Source organism: Staphylococcus sp. EG-SA-14, assembly GCF_017151935.1.
In the GTDB taxonomy this organism is placed as follows: domain Bacteria; phylum Bacillota; class Bacilli; order Staphylococcales; family Staphylococcaceae; genus Staphylococcus; species Staphylococcus aureus.
This window is the reverse complement of sequence record NZ_JACVZM010000018.1, coordinates 13043-37501: the sequence shown is the minus strand read 5'-3', so window position 1 is coordinate 37501 and position 24459 is coordinate 13043. Positions and strand designations below refer to the sequence as shown.

Here is a 24459-nt window from a genome sequence, read left to right as displayed (position 1 = left end):
TGTTATTAAAATACTTAACTAAACTTTATTAGTTATCTTTTTTCTCTATATTTCTACGTGACTGACGCTTTTCAAGAATGTCAGATTCATAATCTTCTTGTTGACTCTTGATATATTCTTGTAAGCGATGTTTATTCGGAGTCAATGTTAAACCTAGGAATTTACGTTCTTGGTTCGCATCCTTGTAGAAACTTACCATCATGAGTATGACGACAAAGGAGAATGGGAATGCACTTATAATTGCAGCACTTTGAATCGCATTTAAAGCTTCAGCGCCATTACCGCCACCAGCTAATAAAAGTACAAATGCTATTAAGGCCTGTGAAATTCCCCAAACAACTTTTACCATACTAGATGGATTTAATGAACCAAATGTTGTTTGCATTCCTAATACAAATGTTGCTGAGTCAGCAGATGTAATAAAGAATGATGCAATTAATAATAATGCAATCAACGATAAAACAATGCCAAATGGCACATGATTAAACACTCCAAATAGCTGTGTTTCAGGAGTCATATCAAAAATTTCTTTGTGTTTCTTACCTGTCTCGATGCCTAATACACCAAAGACACTAAACCAAACAAAACTAACAATTGCTGGAACTAGCAAGACACCAGAAATGAACTCTCTAATTGAACGTCCTTTTGAAACTCGTGCAATAAACACTCCAACGAATGGGCTCCAACTTAACCACCAACCCCAGTAATAAAGTGTCCATGAAGACATCCATTCACGTTTTTGAGGATTTAAAGCTGCTGTATCAAAACTATTAAACAAGAATGTGTTTAGTAAACTACCCGTAGAGCTAGTTAACATATTTAAAATAAGAACAGTTGGTCCAACAATTAAAGCAGCTACCATTAAAATAGTACCTAAACCAATGTTCAAGTTACTTAAGTATTGAATACCTTTACTTAATCCAGACCATGCACTTGCTATAAATAAGATAGTAACAACAATGATGATAATCGCTTGTACAAACGTATTGTTTGGAACATTGAACAAGTAATGTAAACCACCATTAATTTGTAGAGCACCCATACCTAACGAAACAGCTACCCCAACGATTGTCGCAAATACAGATAAAACGTCAATAAAAATCCCAATAGGACCTTCTACTTTATCACCTAAAAGAGGACGTAAAGTTCTAGATAATAAACCTGGTTCACCTTTACGGAATTGCGAATATGCCAACGCTAACGCAACAACACCATAAACAGCCCAAGCATGGAATCCCCAATGGAAAAATGTTGAACGTAGAGCTTCAGTATAAGCTTCAGTAGTTTTGGGATCTGCTGTAGGTGGCGTAGCAAAGTGCGCCATCGGTTCAGCTGCACCATAAAACACCAAACCTATCCCCATACCAGCACTAAACAACATAGCAAACCATGAAATTGTATTAAACTCAGGTTTGTCATTTGGTTTACCTAGTTTAAGTTTTCCAATAGGACTAAAAATAAGGAATATACAGAAGAACACGATAATCGTAGTAAGAATAAGATAATACCAACCTAACTTTTCTGTAATCCACATTTTAATATTATTGGTAACATAGTTGAATTGTTCAGGTAAAAATGCACCAAGTAATACGACTATAGCAACAACAATTGCACTATAGATGAAGACTGGTGAATACTTCTTTCCATTTGGATTCTCTGGTGAAGAAGAATTCATAATTAATTACTCCCTTCAATTCTATATTTAATTTTATGTAGTAGAATAAAAATATTATCTAAACATTTTATTCAATAACTCACGCACCTTTATAGGATAACAAAGGTCTTTGCGATAATCAAATTTTCTTGAATAATCTATTTTCTAATTTTTTTATTTGTTGTATAATTGAGGTTACATTTAAAAAAGAGAGGTTGAGTGTAATGTTAAAAGAATTCAAAGAGTTCGCCTTAAAAGGTAACGTCTTAGATTTAGCAATTGCTGTTGTGATGGGTGCAGCTTTCAACAAGATTATATCTTCATTAGTAGAAAATATCATTATGCCATTAATTGGTAAAATTTTCGGATCAGTTGATTTTGCTAAAGAATGGTCATTCTGGGGTATTAAATACGGTTTATTTATCCAATCTGTTATCGACTTTATTATCATCGCGTTTGCTTTATTCATCTTTGTTAAGATTGCAAATACATTAATGAAGAAAGAAGAAGCCGAAGAAGAAGCAGTTGTGGAAGAAAATGTTGTGTTATTAACTGAAATCAGAGATTTATTACGTGAGAAAAAATAATTTTTAAATAAAAAGAGATGGGCTAAGGTTGTTCTATACATTCCAAAGTACCATCTCTATTTTTTATGTTTTAATTTCTTTTGAATCTTGTTGAACTCTGATATTGATCTGATTTCACTTCTAAAACTAAAGGTATTCTATTTTTCAATTCGCTCACATGTGAAATAATCCCAACCATTCTACCAGTTGATTTAAGATTTAATAAAGTGTCTAACGCTGTTTCAAGCGTTTCTTGATCTAATGTACCGAATCCTTCATCAATAAATATTGATTCTAGTGAAATACCTCCTGATTGCTGCTGTACAATTTCGCTTAACCCTAAAGCTAATGCAAGCGACGATTGGAAAGTTTCTCCACCTGATAACGAGCTAATATGTCTAGACTTATTTGAATGCAAATCAAATACATCAATTTCTAGGCCACTAAGACCATGAGAAACCGCTTCTCGCCTAATTAGTTGGTATCGATTATCTGACATTGTTGCTAATCTCAGATTTGCTTGAGCAATAATTTGATCTAAATAGTAAATTAAGACAAAGTTTTCCAATGTAAGATTTTTGTTATTCTTACCACTGACAATTTCAGCCAATTGAAATATTTCTTGTTGATCCTTTAATTCTTGATTTAAGTAATTAATATGCGAAACTATAGATTGTGTTTTATTAATATTATTTTGACATTGATAATGAACAGCAGAGTATTCATCTATCAGTGTATTCATCTTTCCTTTTTTTAGCTCATATTCATCTTTTAATTTATCAGAGTCCAATAACTCTTTATCCTTAGTTAATGATTCTAACCTAGCTATTTCCATTTCAAATTCATGATAACGTTTTTTATAAGTATCCCTTTTCTGCTCTAATTCCTCTTGCTCGCCCCTCCAGGCTATTATTTCATCTATATCATTGTCATCAGTTAAATTCAGCCTCGACATTTCCATTTCAATAGACTGTTCATTCAATTCTAAGTCATTATTGTAAGTTTCTAGTTGATTTTCATAATGATTTAGATTATTTTGCTCAATTAACTTTCTTTGAGACAATTGCATTAACTTATCTTCAATCTCCTTTGAGAGTTCTTGATGCTGATTCACATCTTGAACATACTTCTTATAATCCACCTCAAAATTAGTGATATTATTATATTTCGAGAGTGTTTCAAATTCAGTGATGAGATCTCGACATAATTTCAACTCAGATTCATTTTTATTTAGACGCAATTGTTTATTATGAATTTGCAACGTTAGATTATCTTTTTCTTCTTTCATTTGTTCTATAAATTTATTAAGATCTCTTTGATTATTCAATGCATTTTCATTTTCTAGCAGACGCTTATTCAATACTTCAAGTGAAAAATCACTTTGCGTTTTAATATTAATATTCGATATTTTTTCATTAACAAATTTAATTTCAGAATTATGCACAGCAATATTCGATTTTATAGCGTGGATATTTGCTTCAATTTCTTTAATTTCATTTTGACGTTTAGCAATACTGTCAAAATCAATATGATGCCCTAAATCCTGAATTTCATTACCACATATCGGACATTGATCTCCAATATTTACAGCAGATTTAATTTCACTTATAAAGCTTTCTTTATCATTTAAGTCCAATTTTGTTTTATCGTAGCGATCTAATTTTATTTCGAGATTCTTCAATATAGATGTTTCTTCATTAATTTGATTCTCTAACTCTTGCTTACTACCTAATAGTTTATCTAATTCAGCTTTAGCTTTTTCATTTTCTTTAATTATATTAATTTCATTATTTATGTTCGTTATCGTATTATTTAGTTCGATAATTTTCTCGTAATCACTTTCGTTATTACCTATTGAATCTTCGACCGTTTCTAAACCTTTAATTAGATCATTTAATTCATCACCTAATTGTTCACCCTCAGTTCTCAAGCGTTCAATATTGAGATAACTTTGTTGATACTTATTAATATCGTTAAATAATACTCTAGTTTTATCAATAAAAGAGATTTTACTTTCAATTAAATCTCCATTTTCTTCTAACATTTTTTTCTCTTTGTCTATGTTTCGCTTATCACAATCAAGATTCAATATTTTATTATTGGTTTTAGAAATATCTTTTTTGCTATTAGCAATTTTAGTTTCAATTTTTTCTCTATTTTCAATATAATTCAATAGGTTTGTAATATCTTGTAGCAACTTTAACTTAGCTTCAATTCCCTCTATTTCAGGTTGTTGTTCTTTCAATTGAACGAAATCAATTTTATTTTTGTTGAGTTGATTAATATTATCTTTTAATATATTATTTTCTAATGTTTTCTTTTCTATTATTTCAAATTCTTTAATAGCAGTTTCTTTACTTTCATTTACAGATGCTAGTATTTCTTTCGACCTAGCTTGTAAAAGTGGTATATTTTCAATCAATTTGTCTATCTGTTGAGTGGCAACCTCTAATAAGCCTTTTATATTGTCATCATCAAATGATTCAATTTCTTGCCATAAAAGGTCAATTTGTTGATATCTATTCTCGATTTGAGCTTTTTCTTTTTTTACTTCTTCTTTTAATATTTCTCGTATAGCTTCAAATTTTTCACTGTCAAACAGTGTTCTTAATATCCCTTGCTTTTCACGACTGTTTGATATTAAAAAGCGTTTGAATTCACCTTGAGGCAAAATAAACAATTGTCGGAATTGATCTGCATTTACTCCTAATAATTCAATAATGAATTGGGTACCTGAAATTACTTTACTTTCTCTAATTTCATACTTGCCATCCACCATCTCAAATACATCAAATTTAGCGTTCGTTTTTGTTGTATTACCTTCTTTGATATAAGGGCCTTGTCTATGCACTTTATAAATTCGATGATTTAATTGAAATTCAAATGTTACTGACATCGGCTGTTTACCATCAGCGAAATGACTTCTCAAATCATTTTCTTCTCTTTGTTCAGTTGATGCTTTACCAAACAAGGCATAAGTCATTGCATCAAAAATCATTGTTTTACCCGATCCAGTCTTACCACTTATTAAAAACAATTCATTATTATCAATTTTAGAAAAATCAATTTCTTCTTTTAAAAAGGGGCCGAAATTATTCAACTTTAAATGTAATGGTTTCATTCATTAATCCTCCTTTCTCAATTCGTTTTCTAAAATATTTTTTATCTTTTTAGATTGGATATCCGATAATTCTTTATCAGTTATATGTTTATAAAACATTTCGATAATTGACATGTCATCTTTTTCACTTATTTCTATAGCATTATTTTCTTCATTGTAATTAAAAGTTTCATTCGTCAGCGCTAAAGTATTAGGATAAATTTGTTTTAAACTCATCATTGGATCAGTAATATGAGACATATCTTTAAGTTTAAAATGTAAATAATTATCTTTATTTTTCACATGAACTTTTTCATTAATAACATCATTATATTCGCCTGAGATAATTTCCAATTGTCTAAGTGGCTTAAGAGGAATAAATACATCGTTAATAATGCCATCATTAATTGTTACACGTCTATACCCTTTAGCTTGACCCGCTTCCGAAAATGAATACTGCAATAAGGAGCCACTATATTTAATTTTGTCGTCTTCTATACTAAATGGATGATGCAAGTGACCTAGCATGACATAATCAAATATATCAAAAACACCTTTCTGAACTGATTCAACCGTTCCAATAGTTAATGGTCTTTCAGAATCAGATGTCTTTCCACCTTGAACAGTCAGATGACTAATTAAAATATTGACGGCATCTTCATCAATTTCCGGTGCTATTGTTTCAATACAGCGCGTAATTCCCTGTTGATGTGTTTCAATGGTGTCATCTTCAAAGTAGTGTTTCATTTCGCTCACAGTAGCATAAGGGAGTGTATAAAAATTAACCCCATTTATCTCTATTGGTGAATTAATCGATGTAAAATCTGTTCTTATAAATAACTGATTATGTTCAAACCAACTCGCCCCATAGTTTAACCTCTCTTTACCATCGTGATTTCCACTAATCATAATTATTGGTATACGCAGTTCTAAATTTAACTTTCCAATCGCTTGTTCTAATAACATGATTGCATCTTTACTTGGATATGTTGTGTCATATAAATCTCCAGCTATCACAATGATATCAGGTTCTTCTTCTTTCATTTTTTCTACGAACATATCTAAAATATACGCTTGATCTTCTAAAAGCTGTTTGCCATTTAATATTTTCCCTAAGTGCCAGTCTGCTGTATGTATAATTTTCATTACTGCCTCCATATAGAACATTCGTTCGCTTTTATTTTAATATAATCATTTCACCTTTTCAAGTAAAATTAAAACCACTCATTGACTGATTTAGAAGTCGATCACAAGTGGTTTTAAAAGTAATTAATTGATTAATGTTTTCTTTAGTTTTTTGTATTTATATAGCATTGCTGCTCTCCAAGGAACAATCATACAGAATGCTAATAAAAAGAACATGCCGCCTAATTCTCCAGGATCTATTTCATTACTAATGAATATTTTCATCACAGTACGAATGATAAGTAATGAAATCAAAATAACTGGAAATGCTTTAGATCGTTTCATATAAATTTCTGTACCTTTGACTTCAAATCGAGAAGTCCAAATTAGAACTGTAGAAAAAAGCAAACCAATTATAAAGGCTTCTAGCATTTCCGATCCTGTTAGCCTAAAATATGGAACGACGTACATCAATGCACCGGTCGCCATAAAAAACGGTGGCAAAACTATTTTTTTCTCATTTACCGGATAATTTTGAGCTTTCATACGAATAACTATAACTATAGTTCCCATAAATAAAGCTACAATGATTGAAAATATTAAATAGAGCACGCAGACACCTTCTCGTTAAATAAACTCTCTGTAAATCATACAAAATGAATTATAGCATTTCTCAGTCTATTCGTCATTTTGTTAACTTTAATTTTAATAAACATATTTATTCTTATTAATTTGATTATAAAAAGAGGCCATTTCCATATCTGGAAAATAGCCTCTATCAATTGCGAATTTACTTTTTCGCACTCTTCATATTTTGATCCATATTTTTATTCATCATCGTCATCATTTGATTAATTTTCTTCTGAGAAGGTTTTTGACCCATTTGCATCATCATCATACGAAGCATTTCTTCGTTGATTGGTGGGTTTTTCTTCAAGTAGTCCATCATATATTTTCTAGCTAAAAGGAAACCTCCAATTAAACCTAAAATTAATGCAGCTACTATAAAAATAATTGCTAACCAAGTTGCCATTGTTTCACCCGCTTTCTTTATCCTACTGAATTTTACTAAATTCATCACATTATTTCAAGAACTAGTTTATTCAAGTATTTTAATATCGATACTAAAAATAATATCAAAAATCATGCTGTTATAACAGAGCTTTTAAAGATTAATCTGAAATAGTATACTTTCATAACTTATCACTTATGATGTAGTTTAAGTGCTATACTCTAAATTTCAACACTTTAAAAGAAGCCTAAGATTATGCATCCTAGACTTCTAAACATACTCGCTTTATAAATTATTCTTATAAGCTCATAACTTGGTTTAAGATATTTTCTTTAGTAAATCCATATTTTTCAACTACTAAATCGCCAGGTGCACTTGCGCCAAAGCCGTCAATAGCAATAACTTTACCTGCAGTACCTACATATTTATGCCATCCAAGCGGTGAAGCCATTTCAATCGCAACACGTTTTGTTACGCTTGATGGAATAACTGATTCTTTATATTCTTCAGATTGTTGTTCAAATGCATTCCAGTTAGGCATTGAAACAACACGCACTGATTTACCTTGTTTTTCAAGATCTTTAGCAGCTTCAACTGCAAGACTAACTTCTGAACCTGAAGCTAATAATAGGAATTCTGGTGTCTCTTCAGAGCCATAAACTGTATAGGCACCTTTTCGAACGCCTTCTTCAACTACATCTTCTGGTACATCTAAAACCGGTAAGTTTTGACGTGTCAATACTAATGAAGTAGGTGTAGATTCAGATTCTAAGGCAACTTCCCATGCTACTCTTGTTTCATTACCATCAGCAGGACGGATAACATTCATATTTGGAATAGCTCTTAATCCAGCTAATTGTTCAATTGGTTCATGAGTAGGACCATCTTCACCTACTGCAATTGAATCATGTGTGAAGATGAACGTTGCATTTAATCCCATAATTGATGATAAACGTAACGCTGGTTTTAAATAATCACTAAATACGAAGAATGTTGCACCATATGGATGTAAACCTCCATGTGCAGCCATACCATTTACAGCAGCACCCATAGCAAATTCACGTACACCAAACCACACATTTTTACCTTCAGGTGTTTCAGAACTATAATCTGTTGCATCATTTACATTGGATTTGTTTGAACCAGCAAGGTCTGCTGATCCACCAAAGAATGAAGGGACAGTTTTACTGATTGCTTGAATAACAGTACCAGAATCAGCACGAGATGCACCATTATGACCCAGTTCAAAACGTGGTAATTCATCCTTATAATTTTTAGGCAATTTACCACTAATCGCTAATTTAAATTCTTCTGCTAATTCAGGATATGTTTCTGCATATTTTTCTAATAATGAATTCCATTGAGATTCATCTTCATTAGCACGTTTTAACATAGTATTTTGGAAAATTTCGTATACCTCTTCTGAAACATTAAAACGTTTTTCAGGATCTAAACCGTAATTTTCGAATGTTAATTTTCTTTCAACTTCACCTAAAGGTGCCCCATGAACACCATTAGTTCCTGCTTTATTCGGTGAACCAAATCCGATTGTTGTTTTAACTTCAATAATCGTTGGTCCTTCTTGAGATTTAGCTGTAGTAATCGCTTTATCAATTTCTTCTAAATCATTACCATCTTTAACTAGTAAGTAATTCCAACCATATGCTTCAAAACGAGCTTTTGTGTTTTCAGAAAAAGCTTTGTTTAATTCGCCATCTAATGAAATATCATTTGAATCGTATAAAACAACTAATTTACTTAATTTATTATGTCCAGCAAATGAAGCTGCTTCATGCGATATACCTTCCATTAAATCACCGTCAGAAGCTAATACATATGTGTAATGATCTACAACATTATATCCTTCTTTATTAAATTTCCCTGCTAGGTGATCTTCTGCTAAAGCTAATCCTACTGACATAGCAAAACCTTGTCCAAGTGGTCCGGTAGTAACTTCTACACCATCTGTATGTCTGTATTCAGGATGACCTGGTGTTTTAGAACCCCATTGTCTAAATTGCTTTAATTCTTCTAATTCTAAACTACCAGAAACATGTAACAAGCTATACAATAATGCTGAACCATGCCCTGCAGATAATACGAAACGGTCTCTATTGAAGTAATCTTTAGATTGTGGATTAAAATTCAGATGACGTGTCCACAAAGTGTAAGCCATTGGGGCAGCTCCCATAGGTAATCCTGGATGACCAGAATTCGCTTTTTCGATTGTGTCGATACTTAGTGCACGTAGCGTATCAACAGCTAATTGATCTTTTTCATTAAACATCTTGTGTATCTTCCCTTCTTCAATTTTATCAAATACATTATAACTTATTTTAAAATAAAAAGATAAGTAAAATACTTATTTCAAGTTATAATGTCAGAAAATTCTTTACAGATTTGTGATTTAATTTTTATTATCTCTTTTTTGTTGTATCTCTTTAATTTTTTCAGGTGTTACATCATTACCTTCTGGATCAATTACTTTAGTATTTTCAATTTGTTGTTTAAACCCTTTTCTAAAACTCTCAAGATAAGCTTTTCTTAAGGCTGTTTGCTCCTTTGCTTCTTCTTGAGTTAATCCTACTTCTTTTTTCTTTTTAGCTAACTCGTTAATTCTTTCGATATTCAAATCAGAATTACTCAATTAAAAAACCTACCTTCAATTTGTTTATTCAATCATTATAATACTTTAACAAAATATAACAAATTTAAGATCAGCAAAAAAGTAATAAAAAACGCTATTTCGCAAAAATAGGCAAAATAACGTTGTGACAATGTATCAATTTATTAAAGCGAACACTTTCCCATCTCTTTGTTCGCTATTGTTTGTAGGGTCTTTATGTTCGTATGCTTTATTTATCGTATTGTTCTTAATTTGATGGTCAGTCATTTCGTACACTTGTTCCGAGTGAGCACTAATGTTCGCACTTAACAAGAATATTGCAAAGGCTGCACTTGAAACTAAAAATATGATGATATATGTTGATACGTTTTTATATTTATTGTAAAACATCATTTTCACTCCTAGAACATTTGTTTGTATTAGTAATTTATCAGAACTTATGTTCTGTGTCAATATTTTAACGAACAAATGTTTGTTTTGGTTTCAAATTAATGATATACTGTATTTAAATTAATTTAGGGAGTGCCTATATATGAGAGAATTAACAAAACGACAAAGCGAAATATATAACTATATTAAACAAGTTGTTCAAACGAAAGGTTATCCGCCTAGTGTTCGCGAAATTGGTGAAGCAGTTGGCTTAGCATCCAGTTCAACTGTTCATGGTCACCTTTCACGTCTTGAAGAAAAAGGCTATATAAGAAGAGATCCAACGAAACCACGTGCTATAGAAATTGTAAGTGATCAAACAAATGATAATATTAATATGGAAGAAACGATTCATGTGCCAGTTATTGGTAAAGTCACAGCAGGTGTTCCTATTACCGCAGTAGAAAATATTGAAGAATATTTTCCATTACCTGAACACTTAACATCGACACACAATAGCGACATATTCATATTAAACGTCGTAGGCGACAGTATGATTGAGGCTGGTATATTAGACGGAGACAAAGTAATTGTTCGCAGTCAAACCATAGCAGAAAATGGAGACATTATTGTTGCTATGACTGAGGAAGATGAAGCAACTGTCAAACGCTTCTATAAAGAAAAAAATCGTTATCGATTACAACCTGAAAATAGTACAATGGAGCCAATTTACCTAGACAATGTTGCTGTAATTGGGAAAGTAATTGGTTTGTACCGCGAAATGTAATATTTTAAACCGTTATATATTATCGTAATTGTTAAGCCCTCATTTTTATAAATTTTGGACCTCTTGAAAAAGTTACGTTTTCAAGAGGTTTTATTTATTCTAATCTAAATTCAGTTCAAACAGAAATTGCGAATTGTTAGATAATCTCATTCTTTAATATAAATTTTGAATTACAGATTTCTGCAAAATGTTACACAAATTAAAACTCGCCCCCGTAATAATTTACAGGAGCGAGCCATTATTATTTTTTTCTTTCTTTTTTATTAAGTATATCTTTGACGCGTTCAAGTATATCCGCATCTTTTGGTTTATCTGTTGTCATCATGTTTATCTACTTCCTTACAGACAAACATTACCCTTTAATCTCATGCCAAAAACATTAACCAGTATAATTTTCTGTCCAAAAAGGTTGTTTTTCATCATTAAAATCAACACCAACACCTAATATTTTAAACGTATCATTTAAAATATTTTTTCTGTGACCAATAGAATTCATTAATCCTTGATGTGCATAGATACTACTAACTTGACCATATGCTAAATTCTCTCCGGCTGAGTTAAATGTAATACCATCTTTTTTCAATCGATCAAATGGTGATTGACCTTTTAAATTTGTATGATCAAAATAATGATTGTTGGCCATATCTTTACTATGCTTACGTGCAGTTTCAGAATTCTGTTTAGAATACTTCAATGTAAATAATTGATGTTGTTTTCTTTCAGCATTAACTAAATCAAAATTTTGTAGTTCAAAACTATCTGCAAGCGATTTCGAAGGTGCTCCATATTGTTCTTTTAATCTATTTTCCATAGCATCACTTACTTGTAAAACAGCTGTTACATTATTACGTCGATGCTTATCATAAAATACCGTCGTATAAATGTGATTTTTATGGAAAACATCATATTCTTTATTATTTTGTTCGTAACGCACTCTACCTTTAACAATCTCTGTTTCTGGTTCGCCTAATCTTTGCCTTACAACCGATTTAGGTGTATTGTATTTAATTTTTGATTTTGAAGTGATTATATTTTGATTTGTATATAACGCATTAACTTTATCTTTCATGTAACTTATCATTATAAAATTATTGTAATCGTCATCATAATACGTATACCACTTCGTACCATATTCATTAAATGTCACTCTTTTTGGTTTATTTAATGTTTTCTCAACATCTGATTTCGACATGTTCATTTGTATATTATTAAAGGCAAATTGTTGTTTCTTCGGTGTATCCAATTTATTTTCCGCAGAAATTGTTTCTTTATTGATGTGAATGTCAATATATTGTCTTACTTCATTTTGTAAATGAATGAATGGTTTAAATTCTGTTATTGGCGCAATGATAGTAATTGATAAAAACGCAACAACAGTTACTATGAATTTTTTAATTTACATCACCTACTATAAATATTAATCTCTATCACCGTTGAAAATAGAGTTTCTAACAATAACATAATCTACAGTACGTAATGATTTCAAGTCTTTTCCACCGGCATATGAAATTGAGCTTTGTAAATCTTGTTGCATTTCTTTTAAGGTATCCATTAATGAACCCTTATGTTCTACAAACATTTTTTTACCTTCTACATTTTTATGTTCGCCTTTTTGAAATTCAGATGCACTACCAAAATATTCTTTATACTGTTTACCATCAAGTTCTACAGTTTCACCAGGTGATTCTTCGTGTGCGGCAAATAATGAACCAATCATGACCATTGATGCACCAAATCTAATTGATTTAGCAATGTCGCCATGCGTTCTTATACCACCATCGGCAATCAAAGGTTTACGAGCTGCTTTACTACATATGTTTAATGCCGCTAACTGCCAACCACCAGTACCAAAACCTGTTTTAATCTTTGTAATACAAACTCTACCAGGACCTATACCGACTTTGGTAGCATCAGCACCAGCATTTTCTAATTCTCTAACACCTTCTGGCGTGCCAACATTACCAGCAATAACAAAACTATCAGGTATATGGTTTTTTATATGTTTAATCATGTTTATCACTGAATCTGAGTGACCATGCGCAATATCTATTGTAATATATTCGGGGATTAATTTTTCTTGAGCTAACTTTTCAATAAAATCAAATTCCGCTTTCTTTACACCAACTGAAATAGATGCAAATAAGCCTGAATTTTGCATATGTTTTATAAAAGGTATTCTTGCTTCTTCATCAAAACGATGCATGATATAAAAGTAATCATTTTCAGCAAACCATTTCGCTAATTTCTCATTCATAACTGTTTGCATATTTGCAGGAACTACAGGTAGCTTGAATTTTTTCGGACCAAATTGGATAGTTGTATCACATTCAGACCTACTTTCAACTATGCATTTATTAGGTATTAATTGAATATCTTCGTAATCAAATATTTTCACTTTAAATAGCCCCTTTAAAAACTAATTATTTTTAAATGCAAATTAAAAACCGAATGTTTCCTTATTAATATGAGAAAACATTCAGTTTATAGCATTCGTATATACTGTACATTGTTTTATTGATATTGTAAATGGGCTAAAGTACGAAATTTGATTTTACCAACTTGATTTTTTAACACCTGGAATTTGTCCTTTGTGCGCATGTTCTCTAAACGCAATACGAGACATTTCAAATTTACGTAATACACCTCTAGGTCTTCCAGTTACTTTACATCTTCTAGTTAAACGTGTAGGTGATGAATCTCTTGGTAATTTTCTTAACGCTTCGTAATCACCTTTTGCTTTTAACTCTTTACGTAATTCGTAATATTTATTTACTAACTCTTCTCTTTTTCTCTCTTTTGCTATTTTAGATTTCTTAGCCATATATAGTTACCTCACTTTTTATCAAATCGTAATTATTACGATTTATATAATAACACAATCCTCACATAATTCAACAGTAAAGTTTCATTTCTTTGTTAAATCATTTTCTAAACCATCATATTTAAGATTAAAGTGTATTATCGAACATTTATAAAACATACCCAGAATTACTTCGTACTTATTAAATTCCGCTTTGAAATTTTAAATTCTACTATATTAAATACTCTTTCAAGCATTCGCTAACAAAGTGACTTTATAAAATCAGTAATCTATTTCCTTCTATAAATATTCTCAAATTTTAATAAAGTAACAACTAATACAATCATATATTGTTCTACCGATGAAACTCAATCCATTAATCACTCTTCACAAAAATTTCATAAAAAAGCGAGCTCCCCAATATAATAGGTAAGCCCGCTTTATTTTCAAATCGTCGTATTTGAATGATAAGAATTACTTAGTTTCACGATGTAACGTATATTTGTTTAATCTTGGGCAATATTTTTTCATTTCAATACGCTCAGGATTATTACGTTTATTTTTAGTAGTGATATAGTTACGATCGCCACATTCTGTGCATGCTAATGTTACGTTTACGCGCACGTTAAACACCCTCTCTTGTTAGGAATCTTTACGATTTATTATGATATCATAAACTGCTCAACTACGCAATATAGAAACTACATATCAAATTTATTTTTCAAAGTTTTCGTATGTTTCATCATTTTCAGTTTCAAGATCAATAGAATTTATATCAATACCTAATGCTTTTGCAACACCTTTACCATATTCTGGGTCAGCTTTGTAACAATGACGAATATGACGTCGTTTAACATCATCCGTTACGCCTTCCATTGCATTTGCTGTATTTGTAAAAATTCTTTCTTTAGCGTCCTCTGATTGTAATCTAAACAATTTACCTGGTTGTTCAAAATAATTATCATCATCTTGACGTTGATTATATTCATAGCCATATCCATCAGTTGGGAATGGTGGCTTTTTATATTCAGGTTGAGAATCAAATTTACCATGGTTATTTGGATAATAATGTGTTCCTCCACCTTGATTATTGTCAACTACGCGCATTTGACCATCTCTACTAAAAGGACAAATATTTTCAATACCAACACCTTTAGGTTGGTTTACAGGAATCTGCCAATGATTAACTCCTAATCGATATCTTTGCGCATCGCCATATGAGAATAAACGCCCTTGCAGCATTTTGTCTGGAGAAAAATCTAATCCTGGAATAATATTAGTTGGTGCAAACGCAGCTTGTTCAACATCCATAAAGTAATTATCTGGATTTCTATTTAATTCAAACTCTCCAACTTCAATTAGAGGATACTCATCGTGATACCATACTTTTGTTAAATCAAATGGATTATCTTTATGGTTTTTAGCTTGTTCCTCAGTCATTACTTGAATATACATTGTCCATTTTGGATAATCACCTTTTTCAATGGCTTCGAATAAATCGCGTTGAGATGAATCACGATCTGTAGCTATAATTTCAGCAGCTTCTTCATCAGTTAAGTTTTCAATACCTTGTTGCGTTCTAAAATGGAATTTAACCCAAACACGTTCACCAGAATCATTATACATAGAGTATGTGTGAGAACCGAACCCATGCATATGACGTAAATCTTTAGGAATCCCTCTATCTGACATTAAGATCGTTACTTGGTGCAATGCTTCTGGAAGACCCGTCCAGAAATCCCAGTTATTTTGTGCATCTCTCATATTTGTTCTAGGATCTCGTTTCACCGCACGATTTAAACTAACAAATAACTTTGGATCTCTAAAGAAGAATACTGGTGTGTTATTCCCTACTAAATCCCAGTTCCCTTCTTCAGTGTAGAACTTTAACGCAAATCCTCGAATGTCACGCTCCGCATCAGCAGCACCACGTTCTCCTGCTACAGTAGAGAAACGGGCAAACATTTCGGTTTGCTTACCTATTTCAGAGAATATTTTAGCATTCGTATATTTTGTTATATCTTTAGTTACAGTAAATGTCCCAAATGCACCAGAACCTTTGGCATGCATTCGACGTTCTGGTATTACTTCTCTATCAAATTGAGACATTTGCTCTAAAAAGTAAATATCTTGCATTAAAAGAGGTCCCCTAGGCCCTGCTGTCATACTATTTTCTCGGTCTGATACTGGATGCCCAAAAACACCAGTTAACTTTTTGTCTTGTTGTGACATAGTCATCCCTCCACAATTTATAATAATTATAATTTAATACATATTATAATTTAACCCCATCAAAATTACAATTAAACATGCTCAAGATGATTAAAAAATCAGAAAATTTTAATTTTTTCGCTTTACAGTACTAAATAGTTATTGAATAGTACACTTAAAAAGCTTACAATAATGGGTATATTTAAATAGATGGGAGACTAAATATGGAAGATAATAAAATGAACCGTAGTCTTAACTCAAGACACATTTCCATGATTGCTATAGGTGGTGCAATTGGGACTGGTCTATTTGTAGCTACTGGTAATATCATTTCTCAAGCTGGTCCTGGAGGCGCTATACTCGCTTATCTTGTTATTGGTGTCATGCTATATTTCTTAATGTCATCAATTGGAGAGTTGGCAACATTTTATCCAGTATCAGGTTCATTCAGCTCTTATTCAACACGCTTTATTGACTCATCTCTTGGCTTTACCATGGGATGGTTGTATTGGGCATTGTGGTCATTAGTTACAAGTGTTGATGTCATAGTAGCGTCAAATGTGCTTTATTTCTGGGACACATTTAAATTTTTCCACCCCATTACTTGGAGCTTAATCTTTATTACAATTTTACTATTATTAAACATTTTTTCTGTAAAATCATTTGGAGAAACTGAGTTTTGGTTATCATTGATTAAAGTGTTAACAATTATCGTATTCGTTATTTTTGGCTTTTTAATGATTTTCGGTATCTTAGGTGGTCATACATATGGATTTGAAAACTATACAAAAGGCCAAGCACCGTTTGTTGGTGGTATCTCTGGTTTCTTAGGCGTATTATTAGTCGCCGGATTTTCGGTTGGTGGTACAGAAGTAGTAGCAGTAACTGCTGGTGAATCAGATGACCCTAAAAAGTCTATGCCTAAGGCAATTAAACAAGTATTTTGGCGTATTCTTTTATTCTATGTCTTATCAATTGCAGTAATTGGTGCAATTATTCCGTACACAGATCCATCATTATTAAGAGCAAGTAGTTCAATAAGTCAAAGCCCATTTACAATTGTATTCGATAGAGTAGGCATAGCCTTTGCAGCATCAGTAATCAACGCGGTTATTTTAACTTCATTATTATCCGCTGCAAATTCAGGTGTTTATACAACAGGCAGAATGTTGTATTCCTTAAGTTCAGACAAAAAAGCACCCCAATTTTTAAGTAAATTAAACAAGACAACTAAGTTACCTTTAAGAGCATTATTAACTACTTATGCAGTCGTTGTTATTGTTATTATTTATGCAAACTTTAATTCAAATGCCGTTTTTAATTTACTTGAAATTATTGGTTCAATGATTATAGTTGTTTGGGGATCAAGCATTTGGTCACAAATACGATTGCGACAAGCTATTAAAAAACAAGGTCAAGACCCTAATAAGGTCCTACCATATAAAGCACCTTTTTATCCATTAGGACCAATCATTGTCATCACTACACTATTATTCTTGCTATTTGGTGGCTCAGTTGAATATATTTTAAAAGATCAATGGTTAAATGCTTTTAAAAACTTTTTACCTTTAATCATTCTAGCGTTGATTTACTTTATTCATAAAATCATTCACAAAACAAAATTTGTAAAGCTAGAAACAATTAATTTAAAAACACACGATTATGACAATCAAAAATAAATAAATTCTCATACGGCAGATGCTTTAGATTATCTATAGCATTTGCCGCTTTTTAATGGTGTAAAGCAGATATACTTTAATATCTTTTTCTAGTATAAAGTGTATTAACTAGTATTCTGTTTATATTTTATTATTACCATGTTACCATTCTTTATTTTAGATATTTTGCATATCGTGTATAATATAGATAACAATAACTTTTCAGGGGTGAAATTCAATGATTGGACAAACAAATTTATTTGATGATGTACTAAAGCAAGATGAAAGATTTGTTATTGTAGTTCAAGCATTAGAAGAAAAGAACGGACAATTATTAAAGAGAACTTTAAGGGAATATCCCGGTTTAAACCATAAACAAATGAATGATTTATTTACGCACTTAAAGGAATTATTTTCCGAAGAATCATTTGCTGAAAACCAATCAGCGTTCAGTATTACAGTTTATACAAATTTAGATTATACTGCTGACCAAATATATGCTCATGTAAAACGCTTCAGAGGGAAGCATGACTGGACACAAACGGCTAAATAAAATCAAGATGCTTGCAGTGATTTTAACAATTAATGTTAGATTGTCACTGCATTTTTTAATACATTCGTTATTATTCAGAATGATTCAAATTTATTTATCTACCTTCCGTGACTAGTTAATACTTGATTTATTCAAAAATATACATTTACTCTATTCGTTTGATATCATTACTAATCTAAAATATGTATTTCAAATCCTCCATAGTATAACTGAAGTCATTTTCACATAAATAAAAAGCCTCAACCACAAGATATCTTATTCAAATATCATGTGTTAAGGCTTATTTTAAAATTTATAACAATTTTTTGAGCGCATGTGGAATACCATTTTCATTATGATTCAACGTAACTTCATCTGCATATTGCTTAAGTTCATCTGATGCATTCCCCATAGCAATAGCTAGACCTGCGACTTCAAACATTGATTTATCATTCATACTATCACCAAAAGCAATGACTTGATCCACCGAATACCCCAATTTGTGACATAACGCTTTAATTGCATTACCTTTTGAAACATCTTTGGCCATAAATTCTAAGAAGAATGGCTTACTTGTCGTAGCATCTACATTATCATTGAACACACCATTCAAATCAATTCTAGCTTCTGTAATATTCGCTACATAATCTACACCCATGACCTTGGGTACATCGCCTTGAATATACGCTTTGATATCATCAACACGTTTCATCGGTAAACCTGTTAATTCTGCTTCAATATTCATATACTCATGTTCGCTGTCGTAAATAATTTGACCATCATGATATGTAAGAACGAAAAAGCCTCTGTCTCGACAATAATCTACAATTTCATCGAAATCTTGCTTACCAATCGATTTACTTACTTCTACTTCTTCATTAGTCATGTTAATCGTTTTACTACCGTTATAACTAATAATATAGCTATGATGTTCAGGTAATTTTAAATCTCTAGCAGTTGGAATCATACCTTCAGTAGGTCTACCAGATGCTAAAACAACATAATAACCTTCATCTTGAATTGCTGTTAAATAATTTGCAGTTTCTTCTGATATCACATTATCTGAATTTAGCAATGTGTCATCCATATCTAAAACGACAACTTTATAATTTGTCATATCGCATTAAATCTCCTCTCTATTCTGCATTTAATACTATTTTACAATATAAAGCGTCTATTGGTATACAATTCGTTCTTTAACACCACTAACATTAATATCTACTAATTCAGAATGACATGTAACTACATTTCTATTTAAAGAGCGAACTAATTCGCCACTATTTTCTTTGCGACTAAATATTAAAATAGTTGGTCCAGCACCACTAATTACAGTTGCATAGGCATTATGTTGACCAGCAATTGTTTTCACTTCATCAAATTCAGCAATTAAATGCTGACGATACGGTTCATGAAAGCCATCTTGTTGCATGAGTTTACCTGCTAATTCATAATTGTGCTGTGCTAATGCACAAATCATTGTATTACTAATTGCACTACTTTTAACCGCTTCACTATGTGTTAATTTTTGTGGTAAAGCACGTCTTGATGCTTCTGTTTTTAGTTCATAAGTTGGTATCGTTACAATCACATCCACGTCTGGTATGTCGATATGTGCAACTGACGTTTCTTTCGAGACATCATTATAATATCCAGCGATTAAACCACCATAAATGGTCGGCGCAACATTATCAGGATGTCCTTCGATTTCAGTCGCTAATTGTAATACCTCATGTTTAGACAGTTGGATATCACCAAAATAATTTGCGATATATATAGCTCCTACTAAAGCAGAAGCTGACGAACCTAACCCTCTTGCCAATGGAATATCACTTCTCATTTCGATACATAAATTAGGCAAGTCAACACTATATTTAGAAGCAACTTGTTGTGCTACATGATAAATAAAGTTTGTTTCGTCAGTCGGCAATTGCTTCGATGCATCATCATGGAAAATATATTCCCATTTTGTCCCTGATGTTTCCTTTACAGACAGATGCAAAAATTTATCTAAAGCCATACCTATAGAATCAAAGCCAACTCCAAGGTTGGCTGTTGATGCAGGAATTGTTAACTCCAAAACATTCGACATGTTATAAAGCTCCTTTAATATAATCGATAATGCTATCTTTATCATTTGGCAATGGCTTTATCGGATTATCTAGTAGTGAAATAGCAGTATCAGGATCTTTTAATCCATTACCAGTTAAAATAGCAACTACTTTTTTACCTTGAGGTAATTTACCTTGTCTATGCAATTTAATTAAACCTGCAATAGAAGCATTACTTGCTGGTTCACTAAAGACACCTTCTTTAGTTGTCATTAACTGATATGCTTCTAGAATTTCATCATCAGTAACACTATCTATTAATCCATTTGATTCTTTAAGAGCATTAGTCGCCTTATCCCAACTAGCAGGATTACCAATTCGAATAGCAGTTGCAATCGTTTCAGGATTTTTAATGACTTTATTTTGAACAATTGGTGATGCGCCTTCAGCTTGGAAGCCAAACATTTTCGGCAATTGTGAACCTTTAGCTTCATGATATTCTTTAAAGCCTTTCCAATATGCAGTAATATTACCTGCATTACCTACAGGAATCGCTAAAATATCAGGTGCTTCACCGTCTAATTGTTGTACAATTTCAAATGAGCCTGTCTTTTGCCCTTCGATTCTAAATGGATTGACAGAGTTTACAAGCTCTATTTCGCCACTTTTTGCAATTTCTTTTACAATTTCTAAAGCTTCATCAAAGTTTCCTTCAATAGAAACGATTTCTGCACCATACATTACTGCTTGCGACAATTTACCTAATGCAATTTTACCTTCTGGTATTACGACGATAGCTTTTAAACCTGCTCTCGCTGCATATGCTGCTGCAGACGCTGATGTATTTCCAGTCGAAGCGCATATTACAATTTTCTTACCTTGCTCTTTTGCTTTTGTCACAGCCATTACCATACCGCGATCTTTAAATGAACCTGTCGGATTGGCACCTTCATACTTCACATATAAATCTATACCTAGTATTTTAGACATATTTTCACAATGAATGAGTGGTGTATTTCCCTCGTTCAATGTTAATTTTGGTGTATTTTCATTTACTGGTAAATGTGCTTTAAACTCTTCTACTAATCCTTGCCATCTTCTCATTATAATTAAACTCCTTCTACTGGGTATACTTTGTCAACTTCGTATCCATGCTTAGTGATTAATTCTTCCGGTGATGATTCCAATCCAACTATAACAGCGGCATATGATTGATTATCGTAATTTGCAACTCTTAATGATCGGTGAAATGGTAATATTGCCTTTAACTCATTTTCAAAATTTTCAATTGAACCTTTGACATGATTCACTACTACAAAGAAATTGGATTTTTCTTTAATATTAATTTCTGCATCTGAATCCATCATTTCCCGTGTTTTATCTGTCTTTAATTCAAAATGTGGTGGCAATGTGTGTAAATCTGATTCAAAGAATAATGCTACATTCAATAAATCACTGACAACGGCACTACCTGTTGCTAAACTGCCTGCTCCTTTTCCATAAAACATCGTGTCACCAACGGCATCACCAATGACATAAATCGCGTTATATTCATCCTCTACAGCTGCTAATTGATGCTTTTTATCAATTAACGTTGGTTCTACCGATGCATTAACTTTGCCATTTTCATATATTCCCTTACCAATCAATTTAATTTTATACCCCAGTTGATCGGCTACATTAATATCAGTTAAAGTTACGCCACTAATTCCTCTTCGTTTAACGTCGTTTAATTTAATGACTTGGTTAAATGATAAATATGATGTAATGACAACTTTACGCGCTGCATCTACCCCTTCTACATCATCAGTTGGATCCGCTTCAGCAAAACCAAGTCTTTTCGCTTCATCAAGTGCTTCCTCAAATGTCGTTTGCTCTTTAGTCATTTTAGATAAAATAAAATTAGAGGTACCATTTAAAATTCCCATAAATTTTGAAATATTATTCGCATTCAAACCATTATTTATGGCATTTACGATCGGAATACCACCTGCTACACTCGCTTCAAACTTTAAAGCTACACCATTTTCTTCTGCTAAATCTTCTAAAAGTTTAAGATGTACTGCTAATAAATCTTTATTTGCGGTAATAACATGTTTTTTATTTTTAAGTGCTGTTCTTAACCAATCTACAGTTGGTTCAATTCCTCCCATGACTTCAACGATAATATCTAATGAATCATCATTTAAAATTTCATTAACATCTTCAGTTAAATGATATTGGCTAATATTTAGCGGTCTCTTTTTAGATTTATCTCGAACAAGAATATGCTTTATGACAATATCTTTATTTAATGTATCTTGAATTTGCTGTCGGTTCTCTTCGATGATTTTAACAACACCAGATCCGACAGTACCTAATCCTAATAATGCTATATTTAATTTTTTCATTTTATGTACCTCCGTTTGTGCTTTTGAGAAAAACAAATGTATTATTGAAAAACACTAGATGATAGTATAGTATAGAATTATTCTTTATTTTTGTAAAGTTCGTAATATTCAAAATATAAATACATAATATCATTCTTACTTACAAAACTGAATACAATTTTCTGATTTTTTAGAAAGGTTGGCATGCACTATGAAAGTTTCCAAATTCGGTGGTAGCTCCGTCTCCAATGCTACTCAAATTAAAAAGGTTTTAAATATTGTTAATTCTGATCCAGAGCGAAAGATTGTTATCGTTTCTGCTCCAGGTAAAAGACATGATAATGATATTAAAACAACTGATTTGTTAATCAGATTATATGAAAAGGTCATTAATCATCTTGATTATCATGATAAAAAAAGAGAAATTATTCAGCGTTATGATGATATTGTAAAAGAATTGCAAATGGATGAAAGTATTTTACGGACGATAGATGTGACTTTGGAACATTATATTAATCAATTAAAAAATGAACCAAAGAGACTATTAGATGCATTACTTTCTTGTGGTGAAGATTTTAATGCGCAATTGATAGCTTTATATAATAATAGTCAAGGTATACCAACAAAATATATATCACCGAAGGAAGCGGGTATTTTTGTTACTGACGTCCCACAAGAAGCACAAATATTAGATAGTGCTTACTCTGAAATTAAAAAATTAAGAGATTATGATGAGAAACTAATTATCCCAGGATTTTTCGGCGTATCTCATGAAGGATATATAGTTACATTTCCACGTGGCGGATCAGATATAACTGGCGCCATCATATCAAGTGGTGTTAGAGCTACAATTTATGAAAATTTCACCGATGTGTCTGGTATTTATAAAGCTAATCCAAATATCATCAAAGATCCTGAATTAATCGAAGAAATCACTTATCGAGAAATGCGTGAATTATCTTATGCTGGTTTTAGTGTTTTCCATGATGAAGCCTTACAACCACTTTATAAAGATCGCATCCCTGTGGTGATTAAAAATACGAACCGCCCTCAAGATAAAGGTACATTTATAGTGCATGATAGAGAAATAAATGCGAAAAATGTGATTAGCGGTATAAGTTGTGATAAAGATTTTACCGTTATTAATATCAAAAAGTATTTAATGAATAGACAAGTCGGCTTTACTAGAAAGATATTAGGTGTCTTAGAGGATAATAATATTTCATTTGATCATATGCCTTCAGGTATTGATACTATCAGTATCGTTATGCGCTCAAAACAAATTCAAAATAAAGAAACAAAAGTATTAAATGAAATTCGTCAAAAATGTGATGTTGATGAGCTAAGTATTGAGCATGATTTAGCAATATTAATGATTGTCGGCGAAGGTATGAATAAAGTCATCGGTACTGCAAATAAAATTACACATGCCTTAGCTGAATCAAAAATTAACTTAAAAATGATTAACCAAGGTGCTTCGGAAATCTCGATGATGTTTGGAATTCATGTAGATGATGCTGAAAAAGCTGTATTATCTACATATGAGTTTTGCTATCACGGGGTTGCATTAAAAAACTTGTGTGATAAAAACTAATATAAAAG

The 24459-nt window shown here is 31.7% G+C and carries 24 protein-coding genes; 6 read left to right on the top strand and 18 right to left on the bottom strand.

The window, feature by feature from the left end; translation table 11 throughout:
* Positions 1 to 28: 28 nt before the first annotated feature.
* The gene (locus IDG63_RS10675; RefSeq protein WP_001088978.1) at positions 29 to 1675 is read right to left on the bottom strand and encodes a BCCT family transporter; all 1647 of its coding nucleotides are present in this window, start codon (positions 1673 to 1675) and stop codon (positions 29 to 31) included.
* A 203-nt stretch (positions 1676 to 1878) separates the two neighbouring features.
* Here IDG63_RS10675 and mscL point away from each other — a divergent pair, with 203 nt between their 5' ends.
* Positions 1879 to 2241 (top strand): large conductance mechanosensitive channel protein MscL, encoded by a 363-nt coding sequence (mscL, locus tag IDG63_RS10670; protein ID WP_000910489.1) that lies wholly within the window; start codon positions 1879 to 1881, stop codon positions 2239 to 2241.
* Positions 2242 to 2311: 70 nt separating this feature from the next.
* On the opposite strand, the gene sbcC is transcribed toward mscL, so the two are convergent.
* The 8 genes from sbcC to sosA all read right to left on the bottom strand — a co-directional run bounded on the left by sbcC (position 2312) and on the right by sosA (position 10473).
* The gene (sbcC, locus tag IDG63_RS10665) at positions 2312 to 5341 is read right to left on the bottom strand and encodes an exonuclease subunit SbcC (RefSeq protein WP_000803157.1); all 3030 of its coding nucleotides are present in this window, start codon (positions 5339 to 5341) and stop codon (positions 2312 to 2314) included.
* Positions 5342 to 5344: 3 nt separating this feature from the next.
* Positions 5345 to 6466: an exonuclease subunit SbcD gene (sbcD, locus tag IDG63_RS10660; protein ID WP_206176435.1), complete on the bottom strand. Its 1122-nt coding sequence runs from the start codon at positions 6464 to 6466 to the stop codon at positions 5345 to 5347.
* A gap of 123 nt (positions 6467 to 6589) precedes the next feature.
* Entirely contained in the window at positions 6590 to 7057 is a 468-nt protein-coding gene (locus tag IDG63_RS10655; RefSeq protein WP_000966142.1) for a CcdC family protein, read from the bottom strand.
* Between the two features lie 93 nt (positions 7058 to 7150).
* Positions 7151 to 7249, bottom strand: coding sequence for a hypothetical protein (locus tag IDG63_RS10650; RefSeq protein ID WP_001789897.1), 99 nt, complete (start codon positions 7247 to 7249; stop codon positions 7151 to 7153).
* Entirely contained in the window at positions 7236 to 7478 is a 243-nt protein-coding gene (locus tag IDG63_RS10645; RefSeq protein ID WP_000246909.1) for a YneF family protein, read from the bottom strand. The genes IDG63_RS10650 and IDG63_RS10645 overlap by 14 nt, the downstream gene beginning before the upstream one ends.
* A 277-nt stretch (positions 7479 to 7755) precedes the next feature.
* Positions 7756 to 9744: a transketolase gene (gene tkt / locus IDG63_RS10640; protein WP_000481443.1), complete on the bottom strand. Its 1989-nt coding sequence runs from the start codon at positions 9742 to 9744 to the stop codon at positions 7756 to 7758.
* Between the two features lie 120 nt (positions 9745 to 9864).
* On the bottom strand, positions 9865 to 10104 hold the full coding sequence (locus tag IDG63_RS10635) for a DUF896 domain-containing protein (RefSeq protein WP_000071351.1): 240 nt from the start codon (positions 10102 to 10104) through the stop codon (positions 9865 to 9867).
* A 135-nt stretch (positions 10105 to 10239) separates the two neighbouring features.
* Positions 10240 to 10473, bottom strand: coding sequence for a DNA damage-induced cell division inhibitor SosA (sosA, locus tag IDG63_RS10630; protein WP_000499647.1), 234 nt, complete (start codon positions 10471 to 10473; stop codon positions 10240 to 10242).
* A 142-nt stretch (positions 10474 to 10615) separates the two neighbouring features.
* On the opposite strand from sosA, the gene lexA reads away from it, so the two are divergent.
* Positions 10616 to 11239 (top strand): transcriptional repressor LexA, encoded by a 624-nt coding sequence (gene lexA / locus IDG63_RS10625; protein ID WP_001208760.1) that lies wholly within the window; start codon positions 10616 to 10618, stop codon positions 11237 to 11239.
* A 379-nt stretch (positions 11240 to 11618) separates the two neighbouring features.
* Here the strand turns inward: lexA and IDG63_RS10620 are convergent, their stop codons facing one another.
* From IDG63_RS10620 to IDG63_RS10600, 5 genes are all read right to left on the bottom strand, one after another.
* Positions 11619 to 12635: a CAP domain-containing protein gene (locus IDG63_RS10620; RefSeq protein WP_168989892.1), complete on the bottom strand. Its 1017-nt coding sequence runs from the start codon at positions 12633 to 12635 to the stop codon at positions 11619 to 11621.
* A 21-nt stretch (positions 12636 to 12656) separates the two neighbouring features.
* Positions 12657 to 13634 carry a GMP reductase gene (guaC, locus tag IDG63_RS10615; RefSeq protein ID WP_000688122.1) on the bottom strand — a complete coding sequence of 326 codons (978 nt, stop codon included), beginning with the start codon at positions 13632 to 13634 and terminating at the stop codon, positions 12657 to 12659.
* A 156-nt stretch (positions 13635 to 13790) separates the two neighbouring features.
* Positions 13791 to 14060: a 30S ribosomal protein S14 gene (gene rpsN, locus IDG63_RS10610; RefSeq protein ID WP_001085655.1), complete on the bottom strand. Its 270-nt coding sequence runs from the start codon at positions 14058 to 14060 to the stop codon at positions 13791 to 13793.
* Positions 14061 to 14513: 453 nt separating this feature from the next.
* Positions 14514 to 14663 (bottom strand): 50S ribosomal protein L33, encoded by a 150-nt coding sequence (gene rpmG / locus IDG63_RS10605; protein WP_001265708.1) that lies wholly within the window; start codon positions 14661 to 14663, stop codon positions 14514 to 14516.
* Positions 14664 to 14753: 90 nt separating this feature from the next.
* Positions 14754 to 16271 (bottom strand): catalase, encoded by a 1518-nt coding sequence (locus tag IDG63_RS10600; RefSeq protein ID WP_000082539.1) that lies wholly within the window; start codon positions 16269 to 16271, stop codon positions 14754 to 14756.
* Between the two features lie 203 nt (positions 16272 to 16474).
* Between IDG63_RS10600 and IDG63_RS10595 the strand changes: the two genes are divergently transcribed.
* The 3 genes from IDG63_RS10595 (at position 16475) to IDG63_RS10585 (ending at position 18461) form a co-directional block, all read left to right on the top strand.
* Positions 16475 to 17929 (top strand): amino acid permease, encoded by a 1455-nt coding sequence (locus IDG63_RS10595; protein WP_000389958.1) that lies wholly within the window; start codon positions 16475 to 16477, stop codon positions 17927 to 17929.
* 138 nt (positions 17930 to 18067) lie between these two features.
* Entirely contained in the window at positions 18068 to 18172 is a 105-nt protein-coding gene (locus IDG63_RS10590; protein ID WP_001791424.1) for a hypothetical protein, read from the top strand.
* Complete coding sequence (locus tag IDG63_RS10585; protein ID WP_000580201.1) at positions 18147 to 18461, top strand: hypothetical protein; 315 nt, start codon at positions 18147 to 18149, stop codon at positions 18459 to 18461. The genes IDG63_RS10590 and IDG63_RS10585 overlap by 26 nt, the downstream gene beginning before the upstream one ends.
* Positions 18462 to 18753: 292 nt before the next feature.
* Here the strand turns inward: IDG63_RS10585 and IDG63_RS10580 are convergent, their stop codons facing one another.
* From IDG63_RS10580 to IDG63_RS10565, 4 genes are read right to left on the bottom strand one after another with little or no spacing between them, the layout of a single operon-like run.
* On the bottom strand, positions 18754 to 19557 hold the full coding sequence (locus IDG63_RS10580) for a Cof-type HAD-IIB family hydrolase (protein ID WP_000186310.1): 804 nt from the start codon (positions 19555 to 19557) through the stop codon (positions 18754 to 18756).
* Positions 19558 to 19614: 57 nt separating this feature from the next.
* A complete protein-coding gene (gene thrB, locus IDG63_RS10575; RefSeq protein WP_000073181.1) occupies positions 19615 to 20529 on the bottom strand; it encodes a homoserine kinase in 915 nt (304 codons plus the stop codon).
* Position 20530: 1 nt separating this feature from the next.
* The gene (gene thrC, locus IDG63_RS10570) at positions 20531 to 21592 is read right to left on the bottom strand and encodes a threonine synthase (RefSeq protein ID WP_001255460.1); all 1062 of its coding nucleotides are present in this window, start codon (positions 21590 to 21592) and stop codon (positions 20531 to 20533) included.
* Between the two features lie 5 nt (positions 21593 to 21597).
* Positions 21598 to 22878 carry a homoserine dehydrogenase gene (locus IDG63_RS10565; RefSeq protein WP_000735864.1) on the bottom strand — a complete coding sequence of 427 codons (1281 nt, stop codon included), beginning with the start codon at positions 22876 to 22878 and terminating at the stop codon, positions 21598 to 21600.
* A 190-nt stretch (positions 22879 to 23068) separates the two neighbouring features.
* Here IDG63_RS10565 and IDG63_RS10560 point away from each other — a divergent pair, with 190 nt between their 5' ends.
* The gene (locus IDG63_RS10560; protein WP_000868645.1) at positions 23069 to 24451 is read left to right on the top strand and encodes an aspartate kinase; all 1383 of its coding nucleotides are present in this window, start codon (positions 23069 to 23071) and stop codon (positions 24449 to 24451) included.
* Positions 24452 to 24459: the final 8 nt, after the last annotated feature.

Bases quoted from the DNA above. Each gene is read 5' to 3' on its own strand.
- thrB (WP_000073181.1), bottom strand. From the start codon at position 20,529: ATGTCGAATGTTTTGGAGTTAACAATTCCTGCATCAACAGCCAACCTT.
- IDG63_RS10675 (WP_001088978.1), bottom strand. From the start codon at position 1,675: ATGAATTCTTCTTCACCAGAGAATCCAAATGGAAAGAAGTATTCACCA.
- lexA (WP_001208760.1), top strand. From the start codon at position 10,616: ATGAGAGAATTAACAAAACGACAAAGCGAAATATATAACTATATTAAA.
- mscL (WP_000910489.1), top strand. From the start codon at position 1,879: ATGTTAAAAGAATTCAAAGAGTTCGCCTTAAAAGGTAACGTCTTAGAT.
- IDG63_RS10580 (WP_000186310.1), bottom strand. From the start codon at position 19,557: ATGACAAATTATAAAGTTGTCGTTTTAGATATGGATGACACATTGCTA.
- IDG63_RS10565 (WP_000735864.1), bottom strand. From the start codon at position 22,878: ATGAAAAAATTAAATATAGCATTATTAGGATTAGGTACTGTCGGATCT.
- thrC (WP_001255460.1), bottom strand. From the start codon at position 21,592: ATGAGAAGATGGCAAGGATTAGTAGAAGAGTTTAAAGCACATTTACCA.
- IDG63_RS10560 (WP_000868645.1), top strand. From the start codon at position 23,069: ATGAAAGTTTCCAAATTCGGTGGTAGCTCCGTCTCCAATGCTACTCAA.
- IDG63_RS10645 (WP_000246909.1), bottom strand. From the start codon at position 7,478: ATGGCAACTTGGTTAGCAATTATTTTTATAGTAGCTGCATTAATTTTA.
- sosA (WP_000499647.1), bottom strand. From the start codon at position 10,473: ATGTTTTACAATAAATATAAAAACGTATCAACATATATCATCATATTT.
- rpsN (WP_001085655.1), bottom strand. From the start codon at position 14,060: ATGGCTAAGAAATCTAAAATAGCAAAAGAGAGAAAAAGAGAAGAGTTA.
- IDG63_RS10585 (WP_000580201.1), top strand. From the start codon at position 18,147: ATGATTGGACAAACAAATTTATTTGATGATGTACTAAAGCAAGATGAA.
- sbcD (WP_206176435.1), bottom strand. From the start codon at position 6,466: ATGAAAATTATACATACAGCAGACTGGCACTTAGGGAAAATATTAAAT.
- sbcC (WP_000803157.1), bottom strand. From the start codon at position 5,341: ATGAAACCATTACATTTAAAGTTGAATAATTTCGGCCCCTTTTTAAAA.
- tkt (WP_000481443.1), bottom strand. From the start codon at position 9,744: ATGTTTAATGAAAAAGATCAATTAGCTGTTGATACGCTACGTGCACTA.
- IDG63_RS10590 (WP_001791424.1), top strand. From the start codon at position 18,068: ATGTTACCATTCTTTATTTTAGATATTTTGCATATCGTGTATAATATA.
- IDG63_RS10595 (WP_000389958.1), top strand. From the start codon at position 16,475: ATGGAAGATAATAAAATGAACCGTAGTCTTAACTCAAGACACATTTCC.
- IDG63_RS10600 (WP_000082539.1), bottom strand. From the start codon at position 16,271: ATGTCACAACAAGACAAAAAGTTAACTGGTGTTTTTGGGCATCCAGTA.